Here is a 24691-nt window from a genome sequence, read left to right as displayed (position 1 = left end):
CGAACAGTGACCGTGACGAGCGAGGGGTCGGTGCCCACACAGGAGGTACTGCAGCGCGCCGATGGGGTCGAGCTGATCGGGGAGATGGCGGGGTCGGGCTACAAGGTCCCGCCCTCCCTGGTCCTCCGCGCCGACGGGCAGACGATCCAACTCACACCACTGCTGTACGCGACACTGCGGGCGATCGACGGGTCCCGCACACCCGACGAGGTGGCGAACGCGGTGTCAGAGGAGACGGGCCGGGATGTCTCGGCCGACAACATCGGCCATCTGGTCGACAAGCAGCTGCGGCCCCTGGGCCTGCTGGTGCTACCCGACGGGACGCAGCCCGCGACGAAGAAGCGAAACCCTCTCCTCGGGTTGCGCTTTCGCTACGCCGTCACCGAGCCGGAGCGCACCCGTCGGCTGACGGACCCCTTCCGCTTCCTGTTCCGGCCGTGGATGGTCGTGCCGCTGCTCGTCGTCTTCGCCGTCGTCTGCTGGTGGGTCTTTCTCCGAAAGGGGTTGGCGCACGCGGCCTATGACGCATTCCAACGGCCCGGCCTGCTGATCCTGGTTTTCGTCGTCACCGTACTCTCGGCGGGCTTTCACGAGTTCGGCCACGCCGCCGCGGCCCGATACGGCGGTGCGACACCGGGGGCCATGGGTTTCGGCGTTTACCTTGTGTGGCCAGCGTTCTACACCGACGTCACCGACACCTACCGGCTGGGCCGCCGAGCTCGGGTGCGTACCGATCTCGGTGGGCTCTATTTCAATGCGATTGTCGCCGTGGCGATCACGGGTCTGTGGCTGTGGCTGCGCTACGACGCGCTGTTGCTCGTGGTCGCCACCCAGATCCTGCAGATGCTGCGGCAACTCGCGCCGATGGTCCGCTTCGACGGCTACCACGTACTGGCTGACCTCACCGGGGTGCCCGATCTGTACTCGCGGATCAAGCCCACTCTGCTCGGCCTGCTGCCCTGGCGGTGGGGCGACCCGCACGCCGGCATGCTCAAGCCCTGGGCGCGAATGCTGGTGACGGTCTGGGTGATGGTCGTCGTACCGATGCTGTTGATCGCGCTGGTGGGCGCTGTCCTCGCGCTGCCCCGGCTGCTCGGCTCGGCGTGGTCGGCGCTGGGTACCCAGAAGGACGTGCTGTTGGCGGCGTGGGATGGCGGCGACGTGATCCAGATGGCCGCCCGCGTGCTGGCCATCATTGCGATCGTCATCCCGGTTGCGGGTGTGCTCTACATGCTGGTGCGGTTCCTGAGGCAGACCACGCTCGGCACGTGGAAGGCCACCACGGGGAAGCCCGCGATGCGGATGCTCGCGCTGCTTGCCGGTACCGCGATGGCCACGGGGGTGGCGTACGCGTGGTGGCCGGGGGAATCGACGTACCGGCCGATCCAGCCCTACGAACGCGGCACCATCGGTGACATCGCCTACGCGGTCGGGCTCGAGCGGCTCGGTTCACCGCCGCCGCAGCGGTCTGCGCCCACCCGGCCGGTCGCCGCGACCCGCACGATCAGCCCCGGTCAGCGCGGCGTGATGCGGGCGATGTGGGACACCCGCAGCCCGCTGCCGACAGCGGGGCAACCACGGTTGATGGTCGTGCTGATCCCGCGGATTCTGCGTTCCGGGGGCGCGGCGGGGTCCTCGGCTCCGATCACGACGGTCGCCGACAAAGGGTGGGTCTTCCCCGTCGACAAGCCACTGACCCCCGGGCCCGACGACAACCAGGCACTCGCGGTCAACACGACGAACAACACCGTCGTCTATGACACGGCCTTCGCGTTGGTGTGGCAGACCGACGAGGAGTACGCGGAGAACATCAACGACGCTGAAGCCTATGCGTCGTGCCGGAATTGCGGTGCCGTGGCCGTGGCGTACCAGGTGGTGTTCGTCATCGACGGTGACGAGTCCAACAACAACGTCGCCACCCCGCAGAACCTGGCGGGCGCACTGAACTACGACTGCATCAACTGCCTCACCTATGGGCTCGCGCAGCAGCTGTTCATCACCATCGACGAGCCGCTCTCGCCGGCGGCGATGACGAAGATCGACGAGGTGTGGTCGAGGGTGGCGGCGTTCCAGGCGCAGATCGAGGCCGGGCAGGTGAAGATCGCCGACATCCAACCGCAGCTGGAGGCCTACACCGACGAGATCAAGGCGATCGTCGAGGAAGACCAGCCAGGCACGTTCGCGACCCCGACGACGGCGGCCGCTACGTCGTCCTCGCCGCCGACGACCGCCACGTCGACCAGCGCCGTTCCCACGGTGTCGGAGACGGCCACTCCGACCGGTGCCGAGCCGGAACCGAGCGCGGCGGCCGAGGCGTCGGCGACCGAGACGGCGGCTCCGTCGACGTCGAGCGCACCGACGACCACGGCGGGGTCGACGTCGACGGTCGCGACCGCGGATCCCACGACGGCTGCGACCGCGTCGGCGGACTCGACGGCGGATGCGAGTTCGGCGGGGACGGACTCCAGCGACAGCACAGGTTGACGGTGGTCACCGCTAGGGTGACCGGCACTGTGATGAATGAACCGATAGACCTCAGCGCGTTCGCGAACATGCGGCGGTGAGCGTGCCGGGAAAGCGGGCCGATGTGTGGGAATCTGTGTCCGTGGCGCGCGCATCTGATCTGACGTCCTCGGACGTCGTCGCCAAGGCGCAGCGCTTCCCCCGGCTGCGCTACATGGGATCCAAGTATCGGCTCCTGCCGCACCTGGAACGCGTCTTCGCCGAGATCGGCGGGGACACCGCCGTCGACGCGTTCTCGGGGTCCGGAGTGGTGTCCTATCTGCTCAAGGTGCAGGGCTTCGCGGTCACTTCGAACGACTTCCTGAATTTCCCGGCCGTCATCGCAGCGGCCACGGTGCAGAACTCCTCGGTCAAACTCGACCAGGATCTGATCGAGGCGATCTGCGGGCCGCCGGCTGATGACCGTGACTTCATCCAGAGCACCTTCGACGGTCTGTACTTCACGCCCGAGGATCGGCAGTTCCTGGATTCCGCGTGGTCGCACATCGACACGTTGACGGGCCATCGGCGCAATCTCGCGATCTCCGCACTGGTGCTGTCGGCGGCGCGCAAGCAACCGCGCGGAGTCTTCACCTTCACCGACGGCACCAAGTACGCCGACGGGCGCCGCGATCTGAAGCTGTCGCTGCGCGACCACTTCCGCGAACGCGCGCTCGACTACAACGCGACGGTGTTCAGTAACGGCACACGCAGCCGGGCCCGCCGCGGTGATGTGTTCGAAATCCCCGACAACACACCGGATCTGGTGTATCTCGACCCGCCGTACGCCCCGCCCAGCGACGACAACGACTACATCAAGCGCTACCACTTCCTCGAAGGCCTGTCCGTGTACTGGCGTGATGTGACGATCATGGAGCACACCAAGACCAAGAAGCTGGAGAAGCGCTTCACGCCGTTCGCCTACAAACGCACGATCGAAGACGCGCTGCTGCGGTCGTTCGAGCATTTCGCCGACGCGGGCGCGATCGTGCTGTCGTACTCGTCGAACGCGATCCCGGGGGCGGCGCGCATCCGTGACCTGCTGGGCAAGGTCAAGCCGTCGGTCGAGGTGATCGCGATCGATCACAAGTACAGCTTCGGCACGCATGTGGCGGCCGCCCGGCGCGACGTGAGTGAGTACCTGTTCATCGGGCGGGACTGATGAGCAGTGCCGTCGCCTTCGACGACTACGTGGCGTCGCTGGGGCGGCTGACCGCGATCGTGGATCCGACGGCGTCGACGCCCGAAGCCGAGGCGATCAGCGAGGCGGTGGCCAGTCTGGAGCAGCTCGCCGAGATCGACGCGGCCTCGCTGACCGAGTGGACACAGCGGAATCCTCAGTCGGTGCACGTGCTGGGTCTGACCGTGGGGCTCGGCCAGGAGAAGCTCAAGGCGGCGCTGACCACGGAGTTCGGCACGGCCGGGTTCGTCACGCTGGCGCGGAAACGGCCGGCCGAGCTCGTCGCGATGCTCGACGAGCAATTCGACCTGCTGCGGCTGCTGCGCATGCAGCGCAACCGCACCTATGGCTTGGCTGATGTGTTGATCGCGCGGGCCGGGCCGCGGGCGACCGCGTCAGGGGGGCAGGCGTCGGGTCGCCGGATCGAGGACGAGATCTCAGCGATTGCAGCCGATCTGGGTCTGCCGCACGCGCAGCGCTCGCGGTTCACGGGGCGCCAGGGGCGTACGGCGCCGGCCGATTTGATCGTGCCTGACGCTGACAACGCGTCGATCGTCGTGGCGGCGAAAGGCTTCGACTCGACGGGCAGCAAGCTCACCGATGCGGTGCGTGAGATCGAGGAGATGGCCGAGGTGCGGTTGCCGCGCCAGTACGTCTTCGCGGTCATCGATGGCATCGGCTGGCATCGGCGCAAATCCGACCTGAAGAAGATCCACAGTTTGTGGGCCAACGATCACATCGACGGTATGTACACACTCGCGAGCCTCGATCAGTTCCGCGTCGATCTACATGACGCCGCAACGCGGCTCGGGCTGGGCGAGGGATGAAGGACGTCGGCGCCGTCCGCGGGTGCGGGGATGACGCCGAAAGCCTGTGCGTAGCAATTGAGTATCGCGGTCCACGTTCTCCCGCTGCCGTTGTTCGCCGATGTCATCATGGGCTCCCTGTCGTGTCGTAACCTGCTGTGGCACTGCAGATGACGATGCCCTGATGTTGACCGCGGGCGTATCCGCCGATCAGCCGGAGTAGCGGGGGAGCAGGGTGTCCACCGATCGGCGGACACGAAGACGCGGAGCGCCGGCCGGGCACGGTTCACGCGGTGTGCCCGTGCTCGGCGGCGAACCTACTCGACGGGGATGTCCAGGACTGCCTTGCCGGCCACCTGCCGGCCGAGCAGTGCTGTCGCGGCGTCGGACACCTCGTCCCACGACCTGCGCAGCCCCACCTGAGGATCGATGTCGCCCGATGCGATCAACCCCAGCAGGTACTCCAGATCCGGTGCGAGAGGTGCACGCATCATGAAAGTTTCCAGACGCTTTCGCGCACCCGTTCTGCGGGCGGCCTCGAAGTCGATCGTCGACGGGGCGCCGGAGGCCATACCTATCGATTGCAGTGATCCACCGTCGGACAGCAGACCGAAGGCCTCCGTGAGCAGAGAGCCGCCCACGTTCTCGAGGACCCCGAACACCGGAGCCACACCGTCGAGTCCGACCACCACTTCGGCCGCGCCGAGCTCTGTGAGCCCCGCACCACGCGGCCGCGAGCCGACCGCCGCGACGACGTGAGCGCCCGCGCGTGCGGCCAACTGGACTGCGAACCTGCCGACGCCACCGGACGCGCCGGTGATCAGGACACGTCTGCCGACCACCGATCCCAGCGCGCGCAGGGCCTGCAGGGCCGTCACACCCGCGACGGGAACGGCTGCCGCGGTGCCGAAGTCGACCGGATCGGGAATCAGTGCGAGGTTGTCAGTGGTGATCGCGCGGCGTTGCGCCCACCCGCCCTGGCCGCCGAAACCGACCACCCGAGCGCCGACGGGAGGCCCGGAACCGTCGGCCGCGGCAACGGACACCACTCCGGCGGAATCCCACCCGGGTACCTCCCCTGGCTGACGCATCCCGTCGATCCAGTGCAGCTCCCCGAAGTTCAGGGCGAAGGATCGGACGTCGACAAGCGACTCCGATGGACCGGTGACGGGCTCGTCGACATCGGCGACGCGGAGCTTGGAGGGCTGGTCCGGGTCGTAGACGACAGCACGCATTCTTGCTTCAAACCTGGTGGTCGGGAGCTTATTCCCGCCGCTCCGACCTGCGTCCGCAGGCCAACATCGAGAAATTTCTAAACGGATCGTTTTGTTAAGGACCAAAGAGATATAAACTGAACGAATCGTTTAGAATTATGGAACCAAGGGAGGCACTCGTGACCGGAGATCTGAAAGTTGGGTTGATCGCGGCGAATGCGGAGCGCGGATGGGCACGTGCTGCCCACGTACCCGCCATCGCGGCGCTGACAGGCCTGGAACTGGCCGCAGTGGCCACCAGGCGCCAAGAATCCGCCGACGCAGCCGCCGCCGCCTTCGACGCACCCGCCGCATATGGGGACCCGCTCGACCTGATCCGCAACGGGGCCGTGGACATCGTGGCGGTGGCCACCACCGTGTCGTCCCATCACGAGCTGATCGTCGCCGCCCTTCGCGCCGGCAAACACGTCATCACCGAATGGCCGGTGGCCTCGACGGTGGAGGAGACTGCCGAGATCGCCAGAGTCGACCGTCTCGTAGTGTCACCCCCGCTGCCGGGGGTCGGCACCCGCATCCTCGACCCTGACGTGCAACGCGAGTACTGGTATCAGAACTTTCATCAACTCCCGTTGATCGAGGAGACACGCGACGCACGGCCCGACGCCGTGCACTCGTACCTAAGCTACTTCTGGAATCACTGGACGAGGCCGGACTATCGTCCTGACGATGCCGAGATCTCGCGTCTGACAATGCTTTACGCCGAGCCGGGGGCGATGGTGGCCTCGGTCAAGTACTACCGTGCCGGAGCCGGCGCGGTGAGTCAGGCGCTGCACGAGACGCCACCCGGACGCGACGCCCGCATTACTGCACCGACAATCGTGCTGTGGCCGGGTGCGGACGCCCTGATACGGCCCGAATGGGCTGACCACCTGGAGGATTACTTCGTCGAGGTGGACTTCCGCCTCGTCGACTGCGGCCACTTCACCCCGGTGGAGGCGCCGGACGAGTTCGCCGCGGCTGTCGCGGACGCGGTCGCAGGACGGCCGTCCTGACGCCGACGAATGCAACCGGTGTCGATCGAAGAATTGAAGGAGAGAAGGACTGTGTCAATCTGGTTCATCACGGGGACATCTCGTGGCTTCGGCCATCTGATGGTGGCGGCGGCACTGGAGGCGGGCGACCAGGTCGTCGCGACTGCGCGCCGGCCGGAGGGCATCGCTGCGGCGTTCCCAGACGCCGGCGATCAACTCTTGATTCACGCCCTCGACGTCAGTGACGAGTCGCAGGCAGTGGCGGCGGTCGACGCCGCGCTGAAGCGATTCGGCCGCATCGACGTTCTGGTCAACAACGCCGGCTACGGAATCTTCGGCGCGGTGGAGGAGGTCTCGGACCAGGAGGTGCGAGCGGTATTCGATGCCAACGTTTTTGGCTTGCTGAACGTCACTCGCGCTGTACTGCCCACTCTCCGCGTGCAGGGGTCGGGCAGAATCATCAACATCGGCTCGAGCGCCGGCATCGCGGTCGGAGCGGGGCGCGGAATCTATGGAGCCACAAAATTCGCTGTCGAGGCCATCAGCGAGGCGCTGCGCGCAGAACTCGCGCCTTTGGGCGTGAAGGTCTCCGTCGTCGAACCCGGATCGTTCCGCACCGATTTCCTGGCGCACCACGACCAGCGTCGGCCAGGAAAGTCCACCGACGCCTACGCCGACACCGTGGGCGCACTGCAGAACGCCATCAATGGCCTCGACGGCAAGCAGCCGGGAGACCCGGTCAAAGCGGTGTCAGCCATCCGTGCGCTGGCTGTAGCCGACGATCCGCCGCTTCGGCTGCCGCTCGGCAGTGACAGCGTCGCCCTGTTCGAGCAGAAAGCGGCGTCGCTGGCGGAGACCGTCGAGGCTCAGCGGACCCGCGCAGCGGCGACCGACTTCGCGTCGGCCTGAGCGAACTTGCGTGCTGCGCCTAGCGAGTGTGTGGAGTGTCGGCGGGTTGGGCGATAGCCCCCCGGATGAACATCGCGAGTGCGCGGGCGGGAAGGCTCGAATCCAGGGAACTGTTCGCTGCTCGTTGGAGCGCCAGTCCATGGGACAGGGCGATCTGCGAGACGCCGAACTCGTACGGACTCAGGTCGGAGGTGATGCCCAGGCGATCAAAATGGCTGGCGATCAGCTCGGCGAGGCGCTGTCGGTAGCTTTCGTAGATCTCGGAGAACTGAACGGCTTTGGGGCCGCCGCGCATCGCGTACAGCTGGAACTCGGTGGTCAACAGACACCAGCTGCTGTCGTTGCCGAGCACCTGATAGCGCCGTTCGATCGCGGGAGCGAGATCGGCGGCAGTCTCGATGCGGTCGAGGGCGCGGCTCAGGGTGGCGACCTCGACGTCGAGATGGTGGCCCAGGAGCTCGACGAACAGATCGTCTTTCGACTCGAAGTTGGAATAGAAGGCGCCCCGCGAGTAGCCCGCCTCTTCTGCGATGACGTCGATTGGCGCGGCTTCGAAACCCACCCGGCAAAACACACGGCCCGCGGCCTCGACGAGGCGCTGGCGCGTCACCGCCCGTTGCTCGGCGCGCGTCAAGCGGGGCATGGATCCCTGCTCCCTCCGTCCGGCCTGCCGATCAGCGTATCCCAGGATCGAAATCTATTCGACAGGTCTGCATTCTGATACGTTTATGTATCTAAAGTAGATGCTGCATATCAACGCACGCCGGTCCGAGGAAGTGTGAAGCCATGACGATCATCTCGACAAGGACCGCCGGCGCATGACCGACGACGAACGCTCCGTACCCAGCGTGCCGACGGCGCGAGAATGGATCGGCGACAACGAGACGTTCACGAGCCGCCGCGGACACCGCATCGCCTACCGCCGTCATGGTGAAGGGCCGACTTTGCTTCTGCTGCACGGCTTTCCGACCTGGTCCTACGACTACGCGGCCGTGGCTGTGGACCTGGAGCGCGACCACGACGTGATCACCATGGACTTTCTCGGATACGGCGTATCGGACAAACCCCGGGGCTACCGCTACACGGTGACGGAGTCCGCCGACATTGTCGAAGACCTGCTGGCCCACCTCGACGTCCGCGCGGTGCGTCTGGTCGTTCACGACTACGGGGGAATCGTCGGTCAAGAACTCCTGCAACGCATCTCCGCGCATCGCCTCAGGTTCACGATCGAGTCGGTCGTGGTGTTGAACTGCGGCATCGTCTACAGCGCCTACCGACCCACTCGGTTGCAGCAGCTGCTCATCATGCCGGTCATCGGCAAGTTCGTCGCCGGTCGTATCACGGCGGACCGGACACGCGCGGGACTGGACGCCGTGCGGGGGACCGGCCTCATCGATGCCGAATTCGACGACCTCTGGGTCGGAATGTCCTACCTGGACGGTCACAAGCTCGCCCACGCGCACATCAAATACAACGCCGAACGCGCGAAGCACCACCAGCAGTGGGAGGCCGCGCTCGCCGAGTGGCCCGGCCCGCTGAAACTCGTGTGGGGACTGAACGATCCGGTGTCGGGTCGTCACGTACTCGAACACGCCAGAATCGTGTTGCCGCGCGCCGAGGTGGTCGAACTCCCCGGTGTCGGCCACTTCCCCCAGCACGAGGCGCCGCGCGCGGTTGCCGACGCAATCCGCGCACGTTGAATGTGGCCACCGCGCACCGGCGCACGCTCGCCGCTGACAACCGCTCGCGCACATCGTGCGCTTGGTCGACCATCTCGGCGCTGGAAAGCAGGCCGACGTCGGGGTGACCCACGAGAGACACGGCGCATCTCAAGCAAACGCATCGTTCAGTTTTACGATGGGCGCATGTCAGCTTCGAAGGCGCCAGCCAGTGCCGATCCGGCCCTTCCTCCTCGCAAGCGCGGCCGGCCGGTGAGCGCCCAATCGCGGCAGGCCGTCCTCGACGCCGCCGTCGGCCTGTTGGATGAACGTGGAGTGGCAGGCTTCACCATCGATGAAGTCGCTCGTCGTAGCGGTGTCAGCAAGGCCACCATCTACAAGCACTGGACGAACGGTTTCGATCTCGCGGCGGCGGCCTACGGTGACATCGTCACCGGGGCTGTGCCCGTTCTCGATACCGGCAACGCTGTAGACGATCTCTTCGACCAGGTCGTCAGGCTGGCCCGCTTCTACGGCAGCGCGCGGGGCCGGGTGGTTGCGCAGGTGCTCGGCGCCGCCCCGAGTCATGACAAGGGCACGGCTACGCTGCGCGACGCCTATTTCTCGGAACGGCGGACCGCTACCGTCGCGCTCATCCGAAAAGGGCAGGGGAACCGCCAGCTTCGACCCGACCTCGATCCGGACCTTACTGTCGACTTCTTGTTCGGGCCCGTGGTGTTTCGCATGTTCAACGGCTTGGGGCCACTCGACGACGCCGAAGCGCGCGTGGTCGCCGACATGGGGATACGCGCGATAGCGCTGAACCCGGGGGCCTGACGGCTGGGTTCGTCGACGACCCGGGGATGAGAACCTCGAGAATGGCGATCCGCTCGACGGTTTCGCCGGACTCCGCGACACGTGGTCGAAGCGGTTCAGTACTCGTGTCGGGTTCTCACGGCGCGGTCTTCAGGTTTACTTCAGCCCTCACCGATAGCGTCGGTTGCCCGAGCCAGCGTGTGAAGGAGCAGCCGATGAGCGAGTTGGTTGGGAGTGGCGGGAACATGCCCGCCAAGAAGGCGCCGGGCAAGAAAGCGCCAGGCAAAAAAGCCGCCAAGAAGGCGCCCGGCAAGAAGGCCGGGGCGAAGAAGGCGCCGGGCAAGAAAGCGCCCGGCAAGAAAGCGGCCAAGAAGGCGCCCGGCAAGAAAGCGCCAGGTAAGAAGGCTGCGAAAAAGGTGCCCGGCAAGAAAGTGCCGGGCAAGAAGGCGTCCAGTGGTTTTGCGGCATCGCACTCCGAGGGAGCCGATGCGCCGCCGCGGATGAAGGTGCCGGAACTGCCTGCGCCACCGAGTGATCCGCTGTCGGTGCTAGGGCTCGATGAGGTCCACACCGCGGCTGACCTGAACCGTGCTTGGCGGCGCTATGCCGCCCGTCACCATCCCGACCGGGGTGGCGATGCGTTGACGTTCACGCGCGGGCGGTTGGCGTACGAGGAGCTGCTTGCTCGGCGATGACCGAGGTGCGGTTGCCGCCCGCTCATGTCCGCCGATCACCACCACGTCGAATCGATCGGCACTGCTCATGGTGGTCTTCCTCCGAAGACGTCACGCCGCCGACGAGGCCGCCGATTCGCCCGACGGATAAGGTATACATTCAGTATGCAACCCCTGTCGGGTCGGGATCGCGCGTATGCCTATCTGCGTGACCAGGTGCTCAGTTCGCCGGCCGCAACGGGAACGTTCCTCAACGAACAACAGCTGGCCACGCAGATCGGTGTGTCCCGCACCCCGGTCCGGGAAGCTCTGCTGACCTTGCAGGCCGAGGGTCTGGTCGAGATGGTGCCCAAGCGCGGGGTGTTCGTGCCCGCGATGTCCGGCCGCCAGATCACCGAATTGATGGATCTGCGTGGGGCATTGGAGCGCCATGCGGCGTCGACCTGCTTACGCGCAGACAGGGCGCCGGTGGCACAGATGGAGTCAACGCTGATCGATCAGTCCCACCTGTGCGCCTCCGACGACGACAGTGCCGCGCAGCGTTTCATCGAACTGGACACCCGGTTCCACCAGATCCTCATCGACGCCGCAGGCAGCGACCTGCTCTCGCGTACCTACGCCGGGCTGCGTGCCCGGCAGCTGCGGGTCGGACTGACCGCGCTGCTGCACGGGCACGAGCGCCGGCGCGACGTCTGCTCCGAGCACCGCACCATCGTCGATGCGCTGGCCGGCGGCGACGAGCACCAGGCTCATCGCGCCATCGACGAGCATCTGCGGGTCACTTTGCAGATTCTGTTGCAGGCGTAGTGGTTTCGGCGATCTCCCGGTAGTGCTCCTCTTCGGAGCTGTCGGGGTCACGCCCCAGCGCCAAGCCGATCACGGTGAGCACGCCCACCACCGCGATGTAGCCGAAGATCGCGGGCCAGCCGCCCGTGGCGTCCAACAGGTAGGTGAACAGCAGCGGAGCGATGGCACCGCCGAAGACCCCGGCGATCGTGTACGCCAGCGAGGCGCCTGTCGAGCGCAGCCGCACCGTGAACTGCTCGGTGACGAAGGCGGCCTGCGGGCCGTACATGAACGAGTGGAACGCCAAGCCGATCACCACGCCGAGCACCAGCAGCGGGAACGAGGCGGTGTCGATCAACAGGAAGAAGATCAGCGTCCAGATCACCCCGCCGACGGCGGCCACGCCGTAGACCATGCGCCGGTTGAACCGGTCGGACACCGCGCCGGCCAGTGGGATGAGTCCGAGCTGGAACGCCGAGCCGATCAGGATGGCGATCAGCACCTGACTGCGTTCCATGCCGAGCTCCAGCGTGCCGTACGTGATGGAGAAGACAGTGAACAAGGCGTACATCACGTCCGGGGCGATGCGCGACAGAATGGCCGCGATCAGCGGCCGGGTCTGGGTGGTGAAGACGTCCTTGATGGGTGCCTCGGGGCGGTCTCCGCTCTCCTGGAGCGCCTTGAACACCGGAGTGTCCTCCAACTTGAGCCGGATCCACAGCCCGAAGCCGATCAGAACTGCGGACAGCAGGAAGGCGAGGCGCCACCCCCAGTCCTCGAACTGCTCCTCCGAGAAGGCCAGGGTCAACGCGGCCAGGGCGCCGTTGGCCAGCAGGTTGCCGGCGGGCGGGCCCACCTGAGCCGCTGAGGCCCAGAAGCCGCGTCGTCTCGGATCGCCGTACTCACTGGAGAGCAGCACCGCACCGCCCCATTCACCGCCGACGGCGACACCCTGGGCGAATCGCATGGCCACCAGCAGGATGGGCGCTGCGATGCCGATCGAGGCGTAGCTGGGGATGAGGCCGATGGCGAAGGTGGTGACGCCGATCAGCAGCAGGGTGATCACCAGAAGCTGTTTGCGGCCGATGATGTCGCCGAGACGGCCGAACACGAATCCGCCGATGGGCCGTGCGACGTAGCCGACGGCGTAGGTGGAGAACGCCAAGAGCGTACCCGTCAGAGGGTCACTCTCGGGGAAGAACACCACCGGGAACACCAGCGCGGCGGCGGCGGAGTAGACCGCGAAGTCGTACCACTCGAGCGCTGTGCCGGTGAGGCTGGCGGCGAAAGCCTTGGTCAGGCTCCTTTTATCGGCTGCTTGGGCCGTCATCGAACCAATCCTCTTCGTGTGTGGGCCGCGCGTCAGGCGACCATGTGACGTACCATACTCTTCGTATACAACATGTATGCCGAATGACGGTCAAGCGGTGAAACGCAAAATTTACGAGAAGGAGCAGGCCTGATGCTGACGTTCGAACTGCCCGAAGGATCCACGGTGACGGTGGAGCCCACCACGGTCCTCAACGCCGGATATGCAGGTCGCAACCAGGATGAGGTGGCCGCGCACATCGCGGAACTGGCCGAGCTCGGCGTACCTGCCCCGTCTGTCACACCCGCGCTATACCCCGTCTCGCCCTACCTGGCACAGCAGACCGATACCGTGCACACCCAGCACGACCACACCTCGGGGGAGGCCGAGTGGGCGCTGGTGATCACCGACGACGAAGACGTCCTCCTGACGGTGGCGTGTGACCACACCGACCGCACCCTGGAAACCCACAGTGTGGCGTGGAGCAAGAACGCCGCCCCCGACGTGCTGGGCACCAAGGCGTGGCGCCTGCGTGACATCGCCGACCGGCTCGACGCGATCACCCTCAAGGCCTGGGTGGGTGCCGACGAGACGCTGATCCAGTCCGGCACGATGGCCGACCTGCTGGGTCCCGACTACTGGGTGGGCGTCCTGCGCGAGCGCGGCCTGTTCCGTCCCGGCACCGTGCTGCTGTCGGGCACCATCACCATGCTGCCCGAGGTCAACCAGTTCGCCGACGCGTGGAAAGTCGAATTGTCAGATCCGGCAACCGGATTCACCTCGACGTGCCAGTACCGCACCGAACCGATGCCCGAGCCCATCGGCTGAGTCGCGGTGCGCCGGGGCAGATCCCGGGCGCATCGGGTGGAGGTTATGACGTGGTGCCCCCGGCAGGATTCGAACCTGCGGCCTTCTGCTCCGGAGGCAGACGCTCTATCCCCTGAGCTACGGGGGCGCATGATGACACTGCGCCGAATCGGGCGTGGCTAGCGTAGCGCATCCGCGCGGGGAAACGGATTCGGGGCAGACGGGCCCCAGACCATAGGATGGTCCCTCGTGACCCCCGCCGATCTGGCCGAACTGCTCCGCAGCACCGCTGCCGCGGTGCTCGATGCGCACAGCCTGGACACCTCTGCACTGCCGGCTACCGTCACCGTGGAACGCCCCCGTAACCCCGAGCACGGCGACTACGCCACCAACCTGGCCCTGCAGCTCGGCAAGAAGGTCGGCGCCAACCCCCGCGAGCTGGCCGGCTGGCTGGCCACCGCACTCGTCGAGCAGCCCGGCATCGCCGCCGCCGACGTCGCCGGGCCCGGCTTCGTCAACTTGCGCATCGAGGCCGCCGCGCAGAACGTGCTGGTCGGAGACGTCATGGCCGCCGGCGCCGGCTACGGAACGTCCGCCCAACTTGCCGGCCGCAAGGTCAACCTCGAGTTCGTCTCGGCCAACCCCACCGGCCCCATCCACATCGGGGGCACGCGCTGGGCCGCCGTCGGCGACGCGCTGGGCCGGCTGCTGACCACCCAGGGCGCAGAGGTGGTACGCGAGTACTACTTCAATGACCACGGTGCGCAGATAGACCGGTTCACCAACTCGCTGATCGCCGCCGCCAAGGGGGAGCCGACCCCCGAGGACGGCTACGCAGGCTCCTACATCGGCGACATCGCCGCACAGGTTCTCGCCAAGGAGCCCGACGCGCTGAGCCTGCCCGACGAGCAGATGCGCGAGACGTTCCGCGCCATCGGCGTCAACCTGATGTTCGACCACATCAAGGCCTCGCTGCACGAGTTCGGCACCGACTTCGACATCTACACCCACGAAGACTCGATGCACACCTCCGGTCGCGTCGACCAGGCGATCGCCAAGCTGCGCGAGACCGGCGCCATCTACGAGAAGGACGGCGCCACCTGGCTGCGCACCACCGACTACGGCGACGACAAGGACCGCGTCGTCATCAAGAGCGACGGCAACCCGGCGTACATCGCCGGTGACCTGGCCTACTTCCTGGACAAGCGGCAGCGCGGCTTCGACCTGTGCATCTACATGCTCGGCGCCGACCATCACGGCTACATCGCGCGGCTCAAAGCCGCCGCGGCCGCCCTCGGCGACGATCCTGACAGCGTCGAGGTCCTCATCGGCCAGATGGTCAACCTGGTGCGCGACGGCCAGCCGGTCCGGATGAGCAAGCGCGCCGGCACTGTGATCACCCTCGACGATCTGGTCGAGGCGATCGGCGTCGACGCCGCGCGCTATGCGCTGATCCGCAGCTCGGTCGACACCCCGATCGATATCGACCTCGCGCTCTGGTCGTCCGCGTCGGCCGAAAACCCGGTCTACTACGTGCAATACGCGCACGCGCGGCTGTCCGCGCTGGCCCGCAACGCCGCCGACCTCGGCATCACGCCCGACACCGGCCACCTGGATCTGCTGACTCACGACAAAGAGGGCACGCTGATTCGCAACATCGGCGAGTTCCCACGGGTGCTCGCCACCGCGGCGGCGCTCCGCGAACCGCACCGCGTCTCGCGCTACCTCGAGGACCTCGCCGGCGACTACCACCGCTTCTACGACTCCTGCCGGGTGCTGCCCCAAGGCGACGAGGAACCCGGCGATCTGCACGCCGCGCGCCTGGCCCTCTGCGCCGCTACTCGCCAGGTGATCGCCAACGGCCTGACCATCCTCGGCGTCAGCGCGCCGGAGCGGATGTGATCGCCCACCCGGCCGGGCCCCGTCACGCTGAAGAGATTCACCACGCGGGCGCACCGGCCCGGCCCCAGACCGCGGCGGACGTCGCCGCATTAGCGCCGAAAGTGTGGCCGCGCAACGCCATTCGCGACGACTCGGGTGTCCTGACCATCGGTGGGGTATCGGTGGCCGACATCGCCGCCGAGTACGGCACCCCGGTGTTCGTCGTCGACGAGGATGACTTCCGTTCTCGCTGTAAGGAGATCGCGGCAGCCTTCGGCGGCGGCGACCACGTGCGCTATGCCGCGAAGGCGTTCCTGTGCACTGAGATCGCCCGCTGGGTCGACGAGGAAGGTCTGTCCCTCGACGTCGCAAGTGGTGGTGAGCTCGCGGTCGCGCTGCACGCCGGTTTTCCTGCGAATCGTATTGCGCTGCATGGAAACAACAAGTCGATTGCCGAGCTGACGGCAGCCGTGCAGGCCGGCATAGAGCATGTGGTGGTCGACTCGATGACCGAGATCGAGCGGCTGGACGCGATCGCCGGTGCCGCAGGCGTCGTGCAGGACGTGCTGATCCGCGTCACCGTCGGTGTGGAAGCCCACACCCACGAGTTCATCTCGACCGCGCACGAGGACCAGAAGTTCGGGCTGTCGCTCGCCAGCGGCGCCGCGATGGCCGCGGTGCGCCGGGTGTTCGACGCCGATCACCTGCGGCTGGTCGGCCTGCACAGCCACATCGGCTCCCAGATCTTCGACGTCGCGGGTTTCGAGCTCGCCGCACACCGGGTGATCGGGTTGCTGCGCGATGTGGTCGCCGAGTTCGGTGTCGCCAAGACCGCGCAGATGTCGATCGTCGACCTCGGCGGGGGGCTCGGCATCTCCTATCTCCCGTCCGACGATCCGCCGCCGATGGAGGACCTCGCAGCCAAGATCGGGGCGATCGTCGAGAACGAGTCAGCGGCCGTCGGGCTGCCCGCGCCGCGGCTCGTCGTCGAACCGGGACGCGCGATCGCCGGCCCGGGCACCATCACGGTCTACGAAGTCGGCACCGTCAAGGACGTGGCGATCGCGGCGGACCGGCAGCGCCGCTACGTCAGCGTCGACGGCGGGATGAGTGACAACATCCGCACCTCGCTCTACGGGGCCGAATACGACGTGCGGCTGCTCTCGCGCACCACCGACGTGGCTCCCGTGCTGTCCCGTGTGGTCGGGAAACACTGCGAAAGTGGCGACATCGTGGTGCGCGACGCCTGGCTGCCCGGCGACGTGACGCCGGGTGACCTGCTCGGTGTGGCCGCCACCGGCGCATACTGCTATTCGATGTCGAGCCGATACAACCTGATCGGCCGGCCGGCCGTGGTGGCCGTGCGCGACGGGCAGACCCGCCTGGTCCTGCGCCGGGAAACGGTCGATGACTTGTTGAGTCTGGAAGTGAGGTAACGCGGTGAGTGACGCGATCGGGGTGGCCGTTCTGGGCCACGGCAACGTCGGTAGCGAGGTGGTGCGCATCATCGAGCGCAGCGCGGCCGACCTGACCGCGCGCATCGGCGCGCCGTTGGAGGTCCGAGGCATCGGCGTGCGCCGCGTCGCCGATGATCGCGGGGTGCCGGTGGACCTGCTCACCGACGACATCGACGGCCTTGTCTCCCGTGACGACATCGACATCGTCGTCGAACTCATGGGTCCGGTGGAACCGGCACGCAAGGCCATCCTGTCGGCGCTCGAACAGGGCAAATCCGTCGTCACCGCCAACAAGGCCCTGATGGCCGTCGCGGCAGGCGAGCTCGCCCAGGCGGCCGAGAACGCCCACGTGGACCTGTATTTCGAGGCCGCCGTGGCCGGCGCGATCCCGGTGATCCGTCCGTTGACCCAGTCGCTGGCCGGCGACACGGTGCTGCGGGTGGCCGGCATCGTCAATGGCACCACCAACTACATCCTGTCCGCGATGGACAGCACGGGCGCCGATTACGACAGCGCCCTGGCCGACGCCAGCGCGCTGGGCTACGCCGAAGCCGACCCCACCGCCGATGTCGAGGGATTCGACGCCGCCGCCAAGGCGGCCATTCTCGCCTCGATCGCCTTCCACACCCGGGTCACCGCGGACGATGTGTACCGCGAGGGCATCACGAAGGTCAGCGCCGCCGACTTCGCCTCCGCGCGCGCGCTCGGATGCACGATCAAGCTGCTGGCGATCTGCGAGCGGCTCACCGATGACGATGGGCAACAGCGGGTTTCGGCCCGGGTCTATCCGGCCTTGGTGCCGCTGACCCATCCGCTGGCGTCCGTCAGCGGGGCATTCAACGCCGTGGTCGTGGAAGCCGAGGCGGCCGGCCGACTGATGTTCTACGGGCAGGGTGCAGGCGGCGCCCCGACCGCATCGGCGGTGCTGGGTGACGTGGTGATGGCTGCCCGAAACCGTGTGCAAGGCGGTCGCGGCCCGAGAGAGTCCAAGTACGCGAAGCTGCCCGTGGCGCCGATCGGCCTGATCCCGACCCGCTACTACGTCAACATGAACGTCACCGACCGTCCCGGCGTGCTGTCGGCCGTCGCCGCTGAGTTCTCCAAGCGCGAGGTCAGCATCGCCGAGGTGCGTCAGGAAGGCATGGTCGACGAGGGCGGAACGCGTTGCGGCGCCCGCATCGTCGTGGTCACCCACCGGGCGACCGACGCCGCACTATCGGAAACCGTTGCCGCGCTTGCTGATCTGGAAGTGGTATCCAGCATCAACAGCGTGCTGCGGATGGAAGGGACTGCAGAGTGAACACCACCCGCGCCGTGCACCAGCCCTGGCCTGGACTGATCGAGGCCTATCGCGAGCGGCTGCCCATCGACGACTCGTGGACGCCGATCACGTTGCGGGAGGGCGGAACTCCGCTGCTTCCCGCCCCGCGGCTGTCCGACTACACCGGCTGCACCGTGCATCTGAAGGTGGAGGGCCTCAACCCCACCGGTTCGTTCAAGGACCGCGGGATGACGATGGCCGTGACCGAGGCGGTCGCCCGCGGTCAGCAGGCGGTGCTGTGCGCCTCCACGGGCAACACGTCGGCCTCGGCAGCCGCCTACGCCGCGCGGGCCGGCATCACCTGCGCGGTGCTCGTGCCGCAGGGCAAGATCGCGCTGGGCAAGCTCGCGCAGGCGGTCATGCACGGCGCCAAGATCATTCAGATCGACGGCAACTTCGACGACTGCCTCGAGCTCGCCCGCAAGCTGACCGCTGACTTCCCGACCGTGTCACTGGTCAACTCGGTCAACCCGTTCCGTATCGAAGGGCAGAAGACCGCTGCGTTCGAGATCGTCGACGCGCTCGGCGACGCGCCTGACGTGCACGCGCTTCCGGTCGGCAACGCCGGAAACATCACCGCGTACTGGAAGGGCTACACCGAATACCACCGCGACGGCCTCGCTGCGCGCCTGCCCCGCATGCTCGGCACGCAGGCCGCCGGCGCCGCACCGCTGGTGTCCGGTGAGCCCGTCAGCGACCCCGAGACCATCGCGACCGCGATCCGGATCGGCTCGCCGGCGTCCTGGACGCAGGCGGTGGAGGCCCAGCAGCAGTCCGACGGCAAGTTCCTCGCAGCCACCGACGAAGAGATTCTCGCGGCCTACCACCTGGTGGCCCGCACCGAGGGTGTGTTCGTCGAGCCCGCGTCGGCGGCCAGCATCGCCGGCCTGCTCAAGTCCATCGAAGACGGCTGGGTCACCAAGGGTTCCACCGTGGTGTGCACCGTCACCGGCAACGGACTCAAGGATCCCGACACAGCGCTGAAGGGCATGCCGGCCGTGATCCCGGTTCCCGTCGATCCGGTCGCCGTCGTGGCCAAGCTCGGCCTGGTCTGAGCCGACGTGTCCGCGATCCGCGCCCTGCCCCCGGGTTTGACCGCAACCGCGAAAGTGGCCGCGTCGAGCGCCAACCTCGGCCCCGGCTTCGACAGCATGGGCATCGCTCTCGGGATCTATGACGAAATCACAGTCGAGACAACGGATTCTGGTCTAGTCGTCGAGGTGCAGGGCGAAGGGGAGGGGCAGGTTCCTCTCGACGCGACCCACCTCGTGGTGCGGGCGATCCAGCGAGGATTACAGGAGACGAACGTGTCGGCGCCGGGGATGATCGTGCGCTGCTGCAACAGCATTCCCCACTCTCGTGGCCTCGGTTCGTCGGCAGCCGCGGTGGTCGGCGGCCTTGCGGCTGCGAACGGCATTGCCGCACAAGCGGGTTCGAGACCCATGTGCACCGAGACGCTGGTGCAGGTGTCCTCGGAGTTCGAAGGGCACCCCGACAACGCGTCGGCCGCGGTACTGGGCGGTGCGGTCGTGTCATGGACCGAAGGGGCGGGGGCATCGCCGCGCTACGCCGCGGCGCCGATCCGGCTTCATCCAGACATCGTGTTGTTCAGCGCGATCCCCGCGGTGCGTTCCTCGACCGCCGAGACCCGGATCCTGCTTCCCGAGCGCGTCAGCCACACCGACGCCCGTTTCAACGTGAGCCGGGCGGCGCTGCTGGTGGTGGCGCTGACCGAGCGGCCGGACCTGCTGATGGCGGCGACCGAGGACGTGCTGCACCAGCCGCAGCGCGCGCCGGCGCTGCCGGCGTCTGCGGAATACCTCGATGTTCTGCGTCGTTGTGGCATACCAGCAGTGCTGTCGGGCGCCGGGCCCGCAGTGCTCGCATTCGGTCTTCACGCCGAGCACCACGCGGGACTGCCCCATGAGGCGGTCGAGCGGGGTCGAGAACTCGGGTTCACCGTGGTGAAGACGCCGGTCGGACAGGGTGTCACGTGGTCCGCAGATGTGGCCGCCCGCCCCTGACCGCCGCAAACGCGTCAATCACACACGCACCAGATGAATCACCGTGTTTCTTGCTTCCCGCCCGGAAGCGGGTTATTCTCGCAATCGTCCAGCAATCGCAGGCGTCTCTTCCTGCGTCGACTGCAGAGACCTCAGGACAACCCACACTTTTCAGGTGCTCAACTCGTGGACCGACGGTTGTGTCCCATCCCGGCGGACCCGTGGATCACTGTTGCTGTGGCAGCGGTGTGACCTCAGCGTTCAGCAAATTGGACTGAGCGCACAGAACCCTCGCGTTGACCAAGATCAGCGGGGGAAGAAAGGAAATCCGTGACCGATACGGACCTCATCACGGCTGACTCCAGCGCCGACAATGGTGCGCTGCCGCTTGCCGTGACCACTGACGCTCCCGCCGCGCCGGCGCGCCGTGGCGCTCTCACCAGCATGGTGCTGCCTGAGCTGCGCACGCTGGCCAAGGAGATCGGCGTCGAAGGCGCCTCCGGGATGCGCAAGGGCGAATTGATCGCCGCCATCCGCGAGCGCCGCGGGGACGGCAACGGCAAATCCGCCGCAGCTGCACCCGCTGCCGAGGGCTCCGCGCCGGCCGATGCGGCGCCGCCGCAGCGCCGTGAGCGCCGATCTGCCTCCCGCGGGCAGGGCGAGCCCAAGACCGGCGAACCCAAGACCGCTGAGCAGCCCGCGAGCGAGGACGCTCCGCGTGCCGACGCTGCGCCGACCGCCACCGAGGCGCCGGAGCGCAAGCCCGAGCAGGAGCGTCAGGACTCTCAGGACGGCGCGCGCGACGCGTCGGAAAAGACGGCGGAGAAGTCCGACCGCGACGGCCGCAGCCAGAACGACGGCGCACGCCAGAACGACGGCGCACGCCAGAACGACGGCGCACGCCAGAACGACGGCGGCAATCGTCAGAACGACAACCGCAACCAGAACCAACAGAACGATCGCAACCAGGGCAATCGCAACCAAGACGATCGCAACCAGGGCAATCGCAACCAGGACAATCGCAACCAGGACAGCGACAACGACGACGACGGTGACGGCCGGCAGGGCCGGCGCGGCCGCCGGTTCCGCGACCGCCGACGCCGCGAACGCGGCGGTGAAGGTGGTGGCGGCAATCTCGACCGCGACACCGAACTTCGCGAGGACGATGTCGTCCAGCCGGTCGCCGGCATCCTCGACGTCCTCGACAACTATGCGTTCGTCCGCACCTCGGGGTACCTCGCGGGTCCCAACGACGTCTACGTGTCGATGAACATGGTCCGCAAGAACGGCCTGCGCCGCGGCGATGCGGTCACCGGCGCCGTGCGCGTGCCCAAGGAGGGCGATGGCGGGGGACAGAACGCCCGGCAGAAGTTCAATCCCCTGGTGCGGCTGGACTCCGTCAACGGCAAGCCTGTCGAAGAGGCCAGGAAGCGGCCCGAGTTCACCAAGCTCACGCCGCTCTACCCGAACCAGCGTCTGCGCCTGGAGACCAGCGGCGACAAACTGACCACCCGCGTCATCGACCTGATCATGCCGATCGGCAAGGGCCAGCGCGCGCTGATCGTGTCCCCGCCCAAGGCCGGTAAGACCACGATCATGCAGGACATCGCCAACGCGATCACCCGCAACAACCCCGAGTGCCACCTCATGGTCGTGCTCGTCGACGAACGGCCCGAAGAGGTCACCGACATGCAGCGCTCGGTCAAGGGTGAGGTCATCGCCTCCACCTTCGACCGGCCGCCGTCAGACCACACCCAGGCCGCCGAGCTCGCCATCGAGCGCGCCAAGCGCCTCGTGGAGCAGGGCAAGGACGTCATCGTCCTGCTGGACTCGATCACCCGCCTGGGTCGCGCCTACAACAACGCCTCACCCGCTTCGGGACGCATCCTCTCCGGTGGTGTGGACTCGACCGCGCTGTATCCGCCGAAGCGGTTCCTCGGCGCGGCGCGCAACATCGAAGAGGGCGGCTCGCTGACGATCATCGCCACCGCGATGGTCGAGACCGGGTCGACCGGCGACACGGTGATCTTCGAGGAGTTCAAGGGCACCGGTAACGCCGAGCTCAAGCTCGACCGCAAGATCGCTGAGCGCCGAGTGTTCCCTGCGGTGGACGTGAATCCGTCGGGTACCCGCAAGGACGAGCTGCTGCTCTCTCCCGACGAGTTCGCGATCGTGCACAAGTTGCGCCGCGTGCTCTCGGGGCTGGACCCGCATCAGGCGATCGACTTGCTGATGAGCCAGCTGCGAAAGACCAAGAACAACTACGAGTTCCTGCTCCAGGTCTCCAAGAACACGCCCGGCGGCAACGGCGACGACTGACCGTCAGGGGATCAGCACAACGCGTGCTCCCGACGGTGCCGGCGTCGTCCAGACCGTCTCGACGTCGGCCAGAGGTCGACGCACGACGTCGATCTCGAGGTCGCCTGCGGCAGCCATGGCGAACAGCTCCGGAAGGAATTCGCTGCTCGCGCGGGTCTGCGCGTCAGCGGGCACGCTGCCGAAGCCGACCCCGGCCAGCGTCACGCCAGCGCTGCGCAGGACTGCCGAGGGCAGGCTGATCGGATCCCCGGCCATGGCACCGATCTGCACGTAGCGGGTGCTGTGGTAGTTCGCTGTCAGCCCTGCATTGCCCAGCGCAGCGAGCGTGCGTTCGGCCACCGGACCCCACAGGTAGTCGAGGACCGCGTCGAACGGCTGCTCGGCGTGGCGCGACGCCACCTGCTCGGTGAGGTCGTCACCGATGGTCAGGGCGTCGTCGGCGCTCGAGCGTCTCAGCTCGGCCAGCCGTTCCCCGTTGCGGCCGGCGACCACGACTCGCCCCGCTCCGAATCGGTGCTTGGCCAATTGTGCGGCGACGCGCCCGGTCACGCCCGTCGCGCCCAGAATGAGTACGGAGTGGCCGGGTTGCACCTGCGCGGCGTATTCGAGGGCGAACCAGGCTGACAGACCGGGGTTCGGGACGGCGGCGGCGAGCGCATCGTCGACTCCGCTGGGCAGCACGACCATCCGAGACGGGTCTACGACGGTGCGCTCGGCCATCATGCCGTGTGTCCCGACCGAGGAGCTGTAGACCCGGCGGCCGTCGGGCAGAGCGACCACTCCGTCGACGCCCGGCACGAACGGCGGCGTCAGGCCGCTGCTCCCGTAGTGGCGCCCGCTGACCAGGCTCCTGTCCAGGTTCTTCACGGAGGCGGCGAGCACCGTCCCCGTCATGGCGTCCTCGGGCGGATCAGCGATGTCTGCGTACTGCGGCGCCTCTCCGAACGCGGTGACGACGGCTGCTTTCATGGCGACTCCTTGGTTTCCAGAAAGAATGTTTCCATAGAAACCATATCTCGACGGCGGTTCGGTGTCACTATGGTTTCCGTGGCAACCAAGGCGGACGTCGTGGCCCGGATCGAAGGCCTGCTGGTTGCGCTCGCGGAACTGGAAGACGGACGCGACGCCGAGCGCGACTACCTCGTCGCGGCGTGCCCGGACCGGCTCGAACGCGCCATCCGGCAGATGCCGACCGTCGCAATCCACGTACTGGCGGCGATAGGAGAGGGCGCGACCAACATCGTCGGGCTCTCCGCTCGCACCGGCCAGCTCAAGGGCACGGTCTCCAAGTACGTGCAGCGATTGGTCGAGGCGGGCCTGGTGGACCGCAGCCCCGTGCCCGGAAATCGCAAGGAAGTGCGCCTGACGCTGACCGAGGACGGCGTGCTGCTCGACCGTGTCCACCGACGAATGCACGTCGAGAAATCCGAGGCGCTGCGGGAGTTCCTCGACCGCTACTCGAGCGCAGAGCTGCAGACGCTTGCCACGGTGCTCGGCGACCTGCTGACCTCGGGCCCGACGGTGTGGCGGCCCGTCAGCGGTATGGGTCGGTGATCTCACGCAGCGACAGCAATGCCGCGCGCAGTGCGTCGAAAGATCGCGCCCCGAGGTGCTCGCGCCATTGGCGCTCTGTCCGCGCGACTTCGTCGGCGGCCACGCGGCACAGCGCAACGCCCTTCTCGCTGAGGGTCACCAGGCGCGCCCGTGCATCGGTCGGGTCTGGTCGGCGGACGACGTAGCCCGCGCGCTCGAGTTGATCGACGAGTGCACCAGCGGTCTGCTTGGTGACGCGTGCCTGATCGGCGAGGTCGGTCAATCGCGTCCCGGCCGGGCTCAGGCGCTGCAGGAGTCGTGACTGGGCCACGGTCACATCGGTCACCCCCGTCGCGGCCAGGGCTGCCATCACGCGCGTTTCGACATCGCGATGCGCAATGAACATCAGCACCGCCGTACCCGGATTGTCGGTCACAGCCGTTGACTTTAGTACGAAGACCTGACTATTTTCATCAGGATACCTG

General features: G+C 67.2%; 22 protein-coding genes and 1 tRNA gene. 17 read left to right on the top strand and 6 right to left on the bottom strand.

Annotated features, from left to right (window positions below; translation table 11 throughout):
• Nucleotides 1-6 precede the first annotated feature (6 nt).
• The 3 genes from ACZY1G_RS05215 to ACZY1G_RS05205 all read left to right on the top strand — a co-directional run bounded on the left by ACZY1G_RS05215 (nt 7) and on the right by ACZY1G_RS05205 (nt 4509).
• Entirely contained in the window at nt 7-2484 is a 2478-nt protein-coding gene (locus ACZY1G_RS05215) for a zinc metalloprotease (RefSeq protein WP_463821812.1), read from the top strand.
• A 103-nt stretch (nt 2485-2587) separates the two neighbouring features.
• Nucleotides 2588-3664 (top strand): DNA adenine methylase, encoded by a 1077-nt coding sequence (locus ACZY1G_RS05210; protein WP_463815840.1) that lies wholly within the window; start codon nt 2588-2590, stop codon nt 3662-3664.
• On the top strand, nt 3664-4509 hold the full coding sequence (locus ACZY1G_RS05205) for a hypothetical protein (RefSeq protein WP_463815691.1): 846 nt from the start codon (nt 3664-3666) through the stop codon (nt 4507-4509). Before ACZY1G_RS05210 ends, ACZY1G_RS05205 begins: the two co-directional genes overlap by 1 nt.
• A gap of 296 nt (nt 4510-4805) precedes the next feature.
• Here the strand turns inward: ACZY1G_RS05205 and ACZY1G_RS05200 are convergent, their stop codons facing one another.
• Entirely contained in the window at nt 4806-5723 is a 918-nt protein-coding gene (locus ACZY1G_RS05200) for a zinc-binding dehydrogenase (protein WP_463821811.1), read from the bottom strand.
• A 158-nt stretch (nt 5724-5881) separates the two neighbouring features.
• Here ACZY1G_RS05200 and ACZY1G_RS05195 point away from each other — a divergent pair, with 158 nt between their 5' ends.
• Nucleotides 5882-6754, top strand: coding sequence for a Gfo/Idh/MocA family oxidoreductase (locus ACZY1G_RS05195; protein ID WP_463821810.1), 873 nt, complete (start codon nt 5882-5884; stop codon nt 6752-6754).
• 51 nt (nt 6755-6805) lie between these two features.
• The gene (locus tag ACZY1G_RS05190) at nt 6806-7642 is read left to right on the top strand and encodes an SDR family NAD(P)-dependent oxidoreductase (RefSeq protein WP_463815694.1); all 837 of its coding nucleotides are present in this window, start codon (nt 6806-6808) and stop codon (nt 7640-7642) included.
• A gap of 19 nt (nt 7643-7661) precedes the next feature.
• On the opposite strand, the gene ACZY1G_RS05185 is transcribed toward ACZY1G_RS05190, so the two are convergent.
• Nucleotides 7662-8285 carry a TetR/AcrR family transcriptional regulator gene (locus ACZY1G_RS05185; RefSeq protein WP_463815695.1) on the bottom strand — a complete coding sequence of 208 codons (624 nt, stop codon included), beginning with the start codon at nt 8283-8285 and terminating at the stop codon, nt 7662-7664.
• 175 nt (nt 8286-8460) lie between these two features.
• Here ACZY1G_RS05185 and ACZY1G_RS05180 point away from each other — a divergent pair, with 175 nt between their 5' ends.
• The 4 genes from ACZY1G_RS05180 to ACZY1G_RS05165 all read left to right on the top strand — a co-directional run bounded on the left by ACZY1G_RS05180 (nt 8461) and on the right by ACZY1G_RS05165 (nt 11597).
• Entirely contained in the window at nt 8461-9342 is an 882-nt protein-coding gene (locus ACZY1G_RS05180; protein WP_463815696.1) for an alpha/beta fold hydrolase, read from the top strand.
• 165 nt (nt 9343-9507) lie between these two features.
• Complete coding sequence (locus tag ACZY1G_RS05175; protein WP_463815697.1) at nt 9508-10137, top strand: TetR/AcrR family transcriptional regulator; 630 nt, start codon at nt 9508-9510, stop codon at nt 10135-10137.
• Nucleotides 10138-10331: 194 nt separating this feature from the next.
• Nucleotides 10332-10811: a J domain-containing protein gene (locus tag ACZY1G_RS05170; RefSeq protein ID WP_463821809.1), complete on the top strand. Its 480-nt coding sequence runs from the start codon at nt 10332-10334 to the stop codon at nt 10809-10811.
• Nucleotides 10812-10955: 144 nt separating this feature from the next.
• Entirely contained in the window at nt 10956-11597 is a 642-nt protein-coding gene (locus tag ACZY1G_RS05165; RefSeq protein ID WP_463821808.1) for a GntR family transcriptional regulator, read from the top strand.
• On the opposite strand, the gene ACZY1G_RS05160 is transcribed toward ACZY1G_RS05165, so the two are convergent.
• Nucleotides 11569-12906: an MFS transporter gene (locus tag ACZY1G_RS05160; RefSeq protein WP_463821807.1), complete on the bottom strand. Its 1338-nt coding sequence runs from the start codon at nt 12904-12906 to the stop codon at nt 11569-11571. The two genes, ACZY1G_RS05165 and ACZY1G_RS05160, sit on opposite strands and share 29 nt — an antisense overlap.
• A 132-nt stretch (nt 12907-13038) precedes the next feature.
• Between ACZY1G_RS05160 and ACZY1G_RS05155 the strand changes: the two genes are divergently transcribed.
• A complete protein-coding gene (locus ACZY1G_RS05155) occupies nt 13039-13713 on the top strand; it encodes a DUF2848 domain-containing protein (protein ID WP_463821806.1) in 675 nt (224 codons plus the stop codon).
• 51 nt (nt 13714-13764) lie between these two features.
• Here the strand turns inward: ACZY1G_RS05155 and ACZY1G_RS05150 are convergent.
• Nucleotides 13765-13840, bottom strand: a tRNA-Arg gene (locus tag ACZY1G_RS05150).
• A gap of 101 nt (nt 13841-13941) precedes the next feature.
• On the opposite strand from ACZY1G_RS05150, the gene argS reads away from it, so the two are divergent.
• The 6 genes from argS (at nt 13942) to rho (ending at nt 22673) form a co-directional block, all read left to right on the top strand.
• Nucleotides 13942-15594, top strand: coding sequence for an arginine--tRNA ligase (gene argS / locus ACZY1G_RS05145; RefSeq protein WP_463821805.1), 1653 nt, complete (start codon nt 13942-13944; stop codon nt 15592-15594).
• Between the two features lie 35 nt (nt 15595-15629).
• Nucleotides 15630-17009, top strand: a complete 1380-nt coding sequence (lysA, locus tag ACZY1G_RS05140; RefSeq protein ID WP_463822204.1) for a diaminopimelate decarboxylase — start codon at nt 15630-15632, stop codon at nt 17007-17009.
• 4 nt (nt 17010-17013) lie between these two features.
• The gene (locus tag ACZY1G_RS05135) at nt 17014-18330 is read left to right on the top strand and encodes a homoserine dehydrogenase (protein ID WP_463815759.1); all 1317 of its coding nucleotides are present in this window, start codon (nt 17014-17016) and stop codon (nt 18328-18330) included.
• Nucleotides 18327-19406, top strand: a complete 1080-nt coding sequence (thrC, locus tag ACZY1G_RS05130) for a threonine synthase (RefSeq protein WP_463815760.1) — start codon at nt 18327-18329, stop codon at nt 19404-19406. Before ACZY1G_RS05135 ends, thrC begins: the two co-directional genes overlap by 4 nt.
• Before the next feature lie 15 nt (nt 19407-19421).
• The gene (gene thrB / locus ACZY1G_RS05125) at nt 19422-20375 is read left to right on the top strand and encodes a homoserine kinase (RefSeq protein ID WP_463822203.1); all 954 of its coding nucleotides are present in this window, start codon (nt 19422-19424) and stop codon (nt 20373-20375) included.
• A gap of 309 nt (nt 20376-20684) precedes the next feature.
• Entirely contained in the window at nt 20685-22673 is a 1989-nt protein-coding gene (rho, locus tag ACZY1G_RS05120; RefSeq protein ID WP_463821804.1) for a transcription termination factor Rho, read from the top strand.
• 3 nt (nt 22674-22676) lie between these two features.
• Here rho and ACZY1G_RS05115 read toward each other — a convergent pair whose 3' ends face one another.
• Nucleotides 22677-23642: a quinone oxidoreductase family protein gene (locus tag ACZY1G_RS05115; protein WP_463821803.1), complete on the bottom strand. Its 966-nt coding sequence runs from the start codon at nt 23640-23642 to the stop codon at nt 22677-22679.
• 78 nt (nt 23643-23720) lie between these two features.
• Here ACZY1G_RS05115 and ACZY1G_RS05110 point away from each other — a divergent pair, with 78 nt between their 5' ends.
• A complete protein-coding gene (locus ACZY1G_RS05110; protein ID WP_463815763.1) occupies nt 23721-24227 on the top strand; it encodes a MarR family transcriptional regulator in 507 nt (168 codons plus the stop codon).
• Here the strand turns inward: ACZY1G_RS05110 and ACZY1G_RS05105 are convergent.
• Nucleotides 24208-24612, bottom strand: coding sequence for a MarR family winged helix-turn-helix transcriptional regulator (locus ACZY1G_RS05105; protein WP_463822202.1), 405 nt, complete (start codon nt 24610-24612; stop codon nt 24208-24210). The genes ACZY1G_RS05110 and ACZY1G_RS05105 overlap by 20 nt on opposite strands.
• Nucleotides 24613-24691 lie beyond the last annotated feature (79 nt).

Source organism: Mycobacterium sp. IDUB_5 (assembly GCF_055419565.1).
The sequence above is the reverse complement of the archived record's forward strand: the minus strand, read 5'-3'. Positions and strand labels throughout refer to the sequence as shown.

Excerpts from the sequence above, each read along its gene's own strand:
- ACZY1G_RS05205 (WP_463815691.1), top strand. The coding sequence starts at position 3,664 with ATGAGCAGTGCCGTCGCCTTCGACGACTACGTGGCGTCGCTGGGGCGG.
- ACZY1G_RS05200 (WP_463821811.1), bottom strand. The coding sequence starts at position 5,723 with ATGCGTGCTGTCGTCTACGACCCGGACCAGCCCTCCAAGCTCCGCGTC.
- ACZY1G_RS05185 (WP_463815695.1), bottom strand. The coding sequence starts at position 8,285 with ATGCCCCGCTTGACGCGCGCCGAGCAACGGGCGGTGACGCGCCAGCGC.
- ACZY1G_RS05180 (WP_463815696.1), top strand. The coding sequence starts at position 8,461 with ATGACCGACGACGAACGCTCCGTACCCAGCGTGCCGACGGCGCGAGAA.
- ACZY1G_RS05175 (WP_463815697.1), top strand. The coding sequence starts at position 9,508 with ATGTCAGCTTCGAAGGCGCCAGCCAGTGCCGATCCGGCCCTTCCTCCT.
- ACZY1G_RS05170 (WP_463821809.1), top strand. The coding sequence starts at position 10,332 with ATGAGCGAGTTGGTTGGGAGTGGCGGGAACATGCCCGCCAAGAAGGCG.
- ACZY1G_RS05165 (WP_463821808.1), top strand. The coding sequence starts at position 10,956 with ATGCAACCCCTGTCGGGTCGGGATCGCGCGTATGCCTATCTGCGTGAC.
- ACZY1G_RS05160 (WP_463821807.1), bottom strand. The coding sequence starts at position 12,906 with ATGACGGCCCAAGCAGCCGATAAAAGGAGCCTGACCAAGGCTTTCGCC.
- ACZY1G_RS05155 (WP_463821806.1), top strand. The coding sequence starts at position 13,039 with ATGCTGACGTTCGAACTGCCCGAAGGATCCACGGTGACGGTGGAGCCC.
- ACZY1G_RS05115 (WP_463821803.1), bottom strand. The coding sequence starts at position 23,642 with ATGAAAGCAGCCGTCGTCACCGCGTTCGGAGAGGCGCCGCAGTACGCA.
- ACZY1G_RS05105 (WP_463822202.1), bottom strand. The coding sequence starts at position 24,612 with ATGTTCATTGCGCATCGCGATGTCGAAACGCGCGTGATGGCAGCCCTG.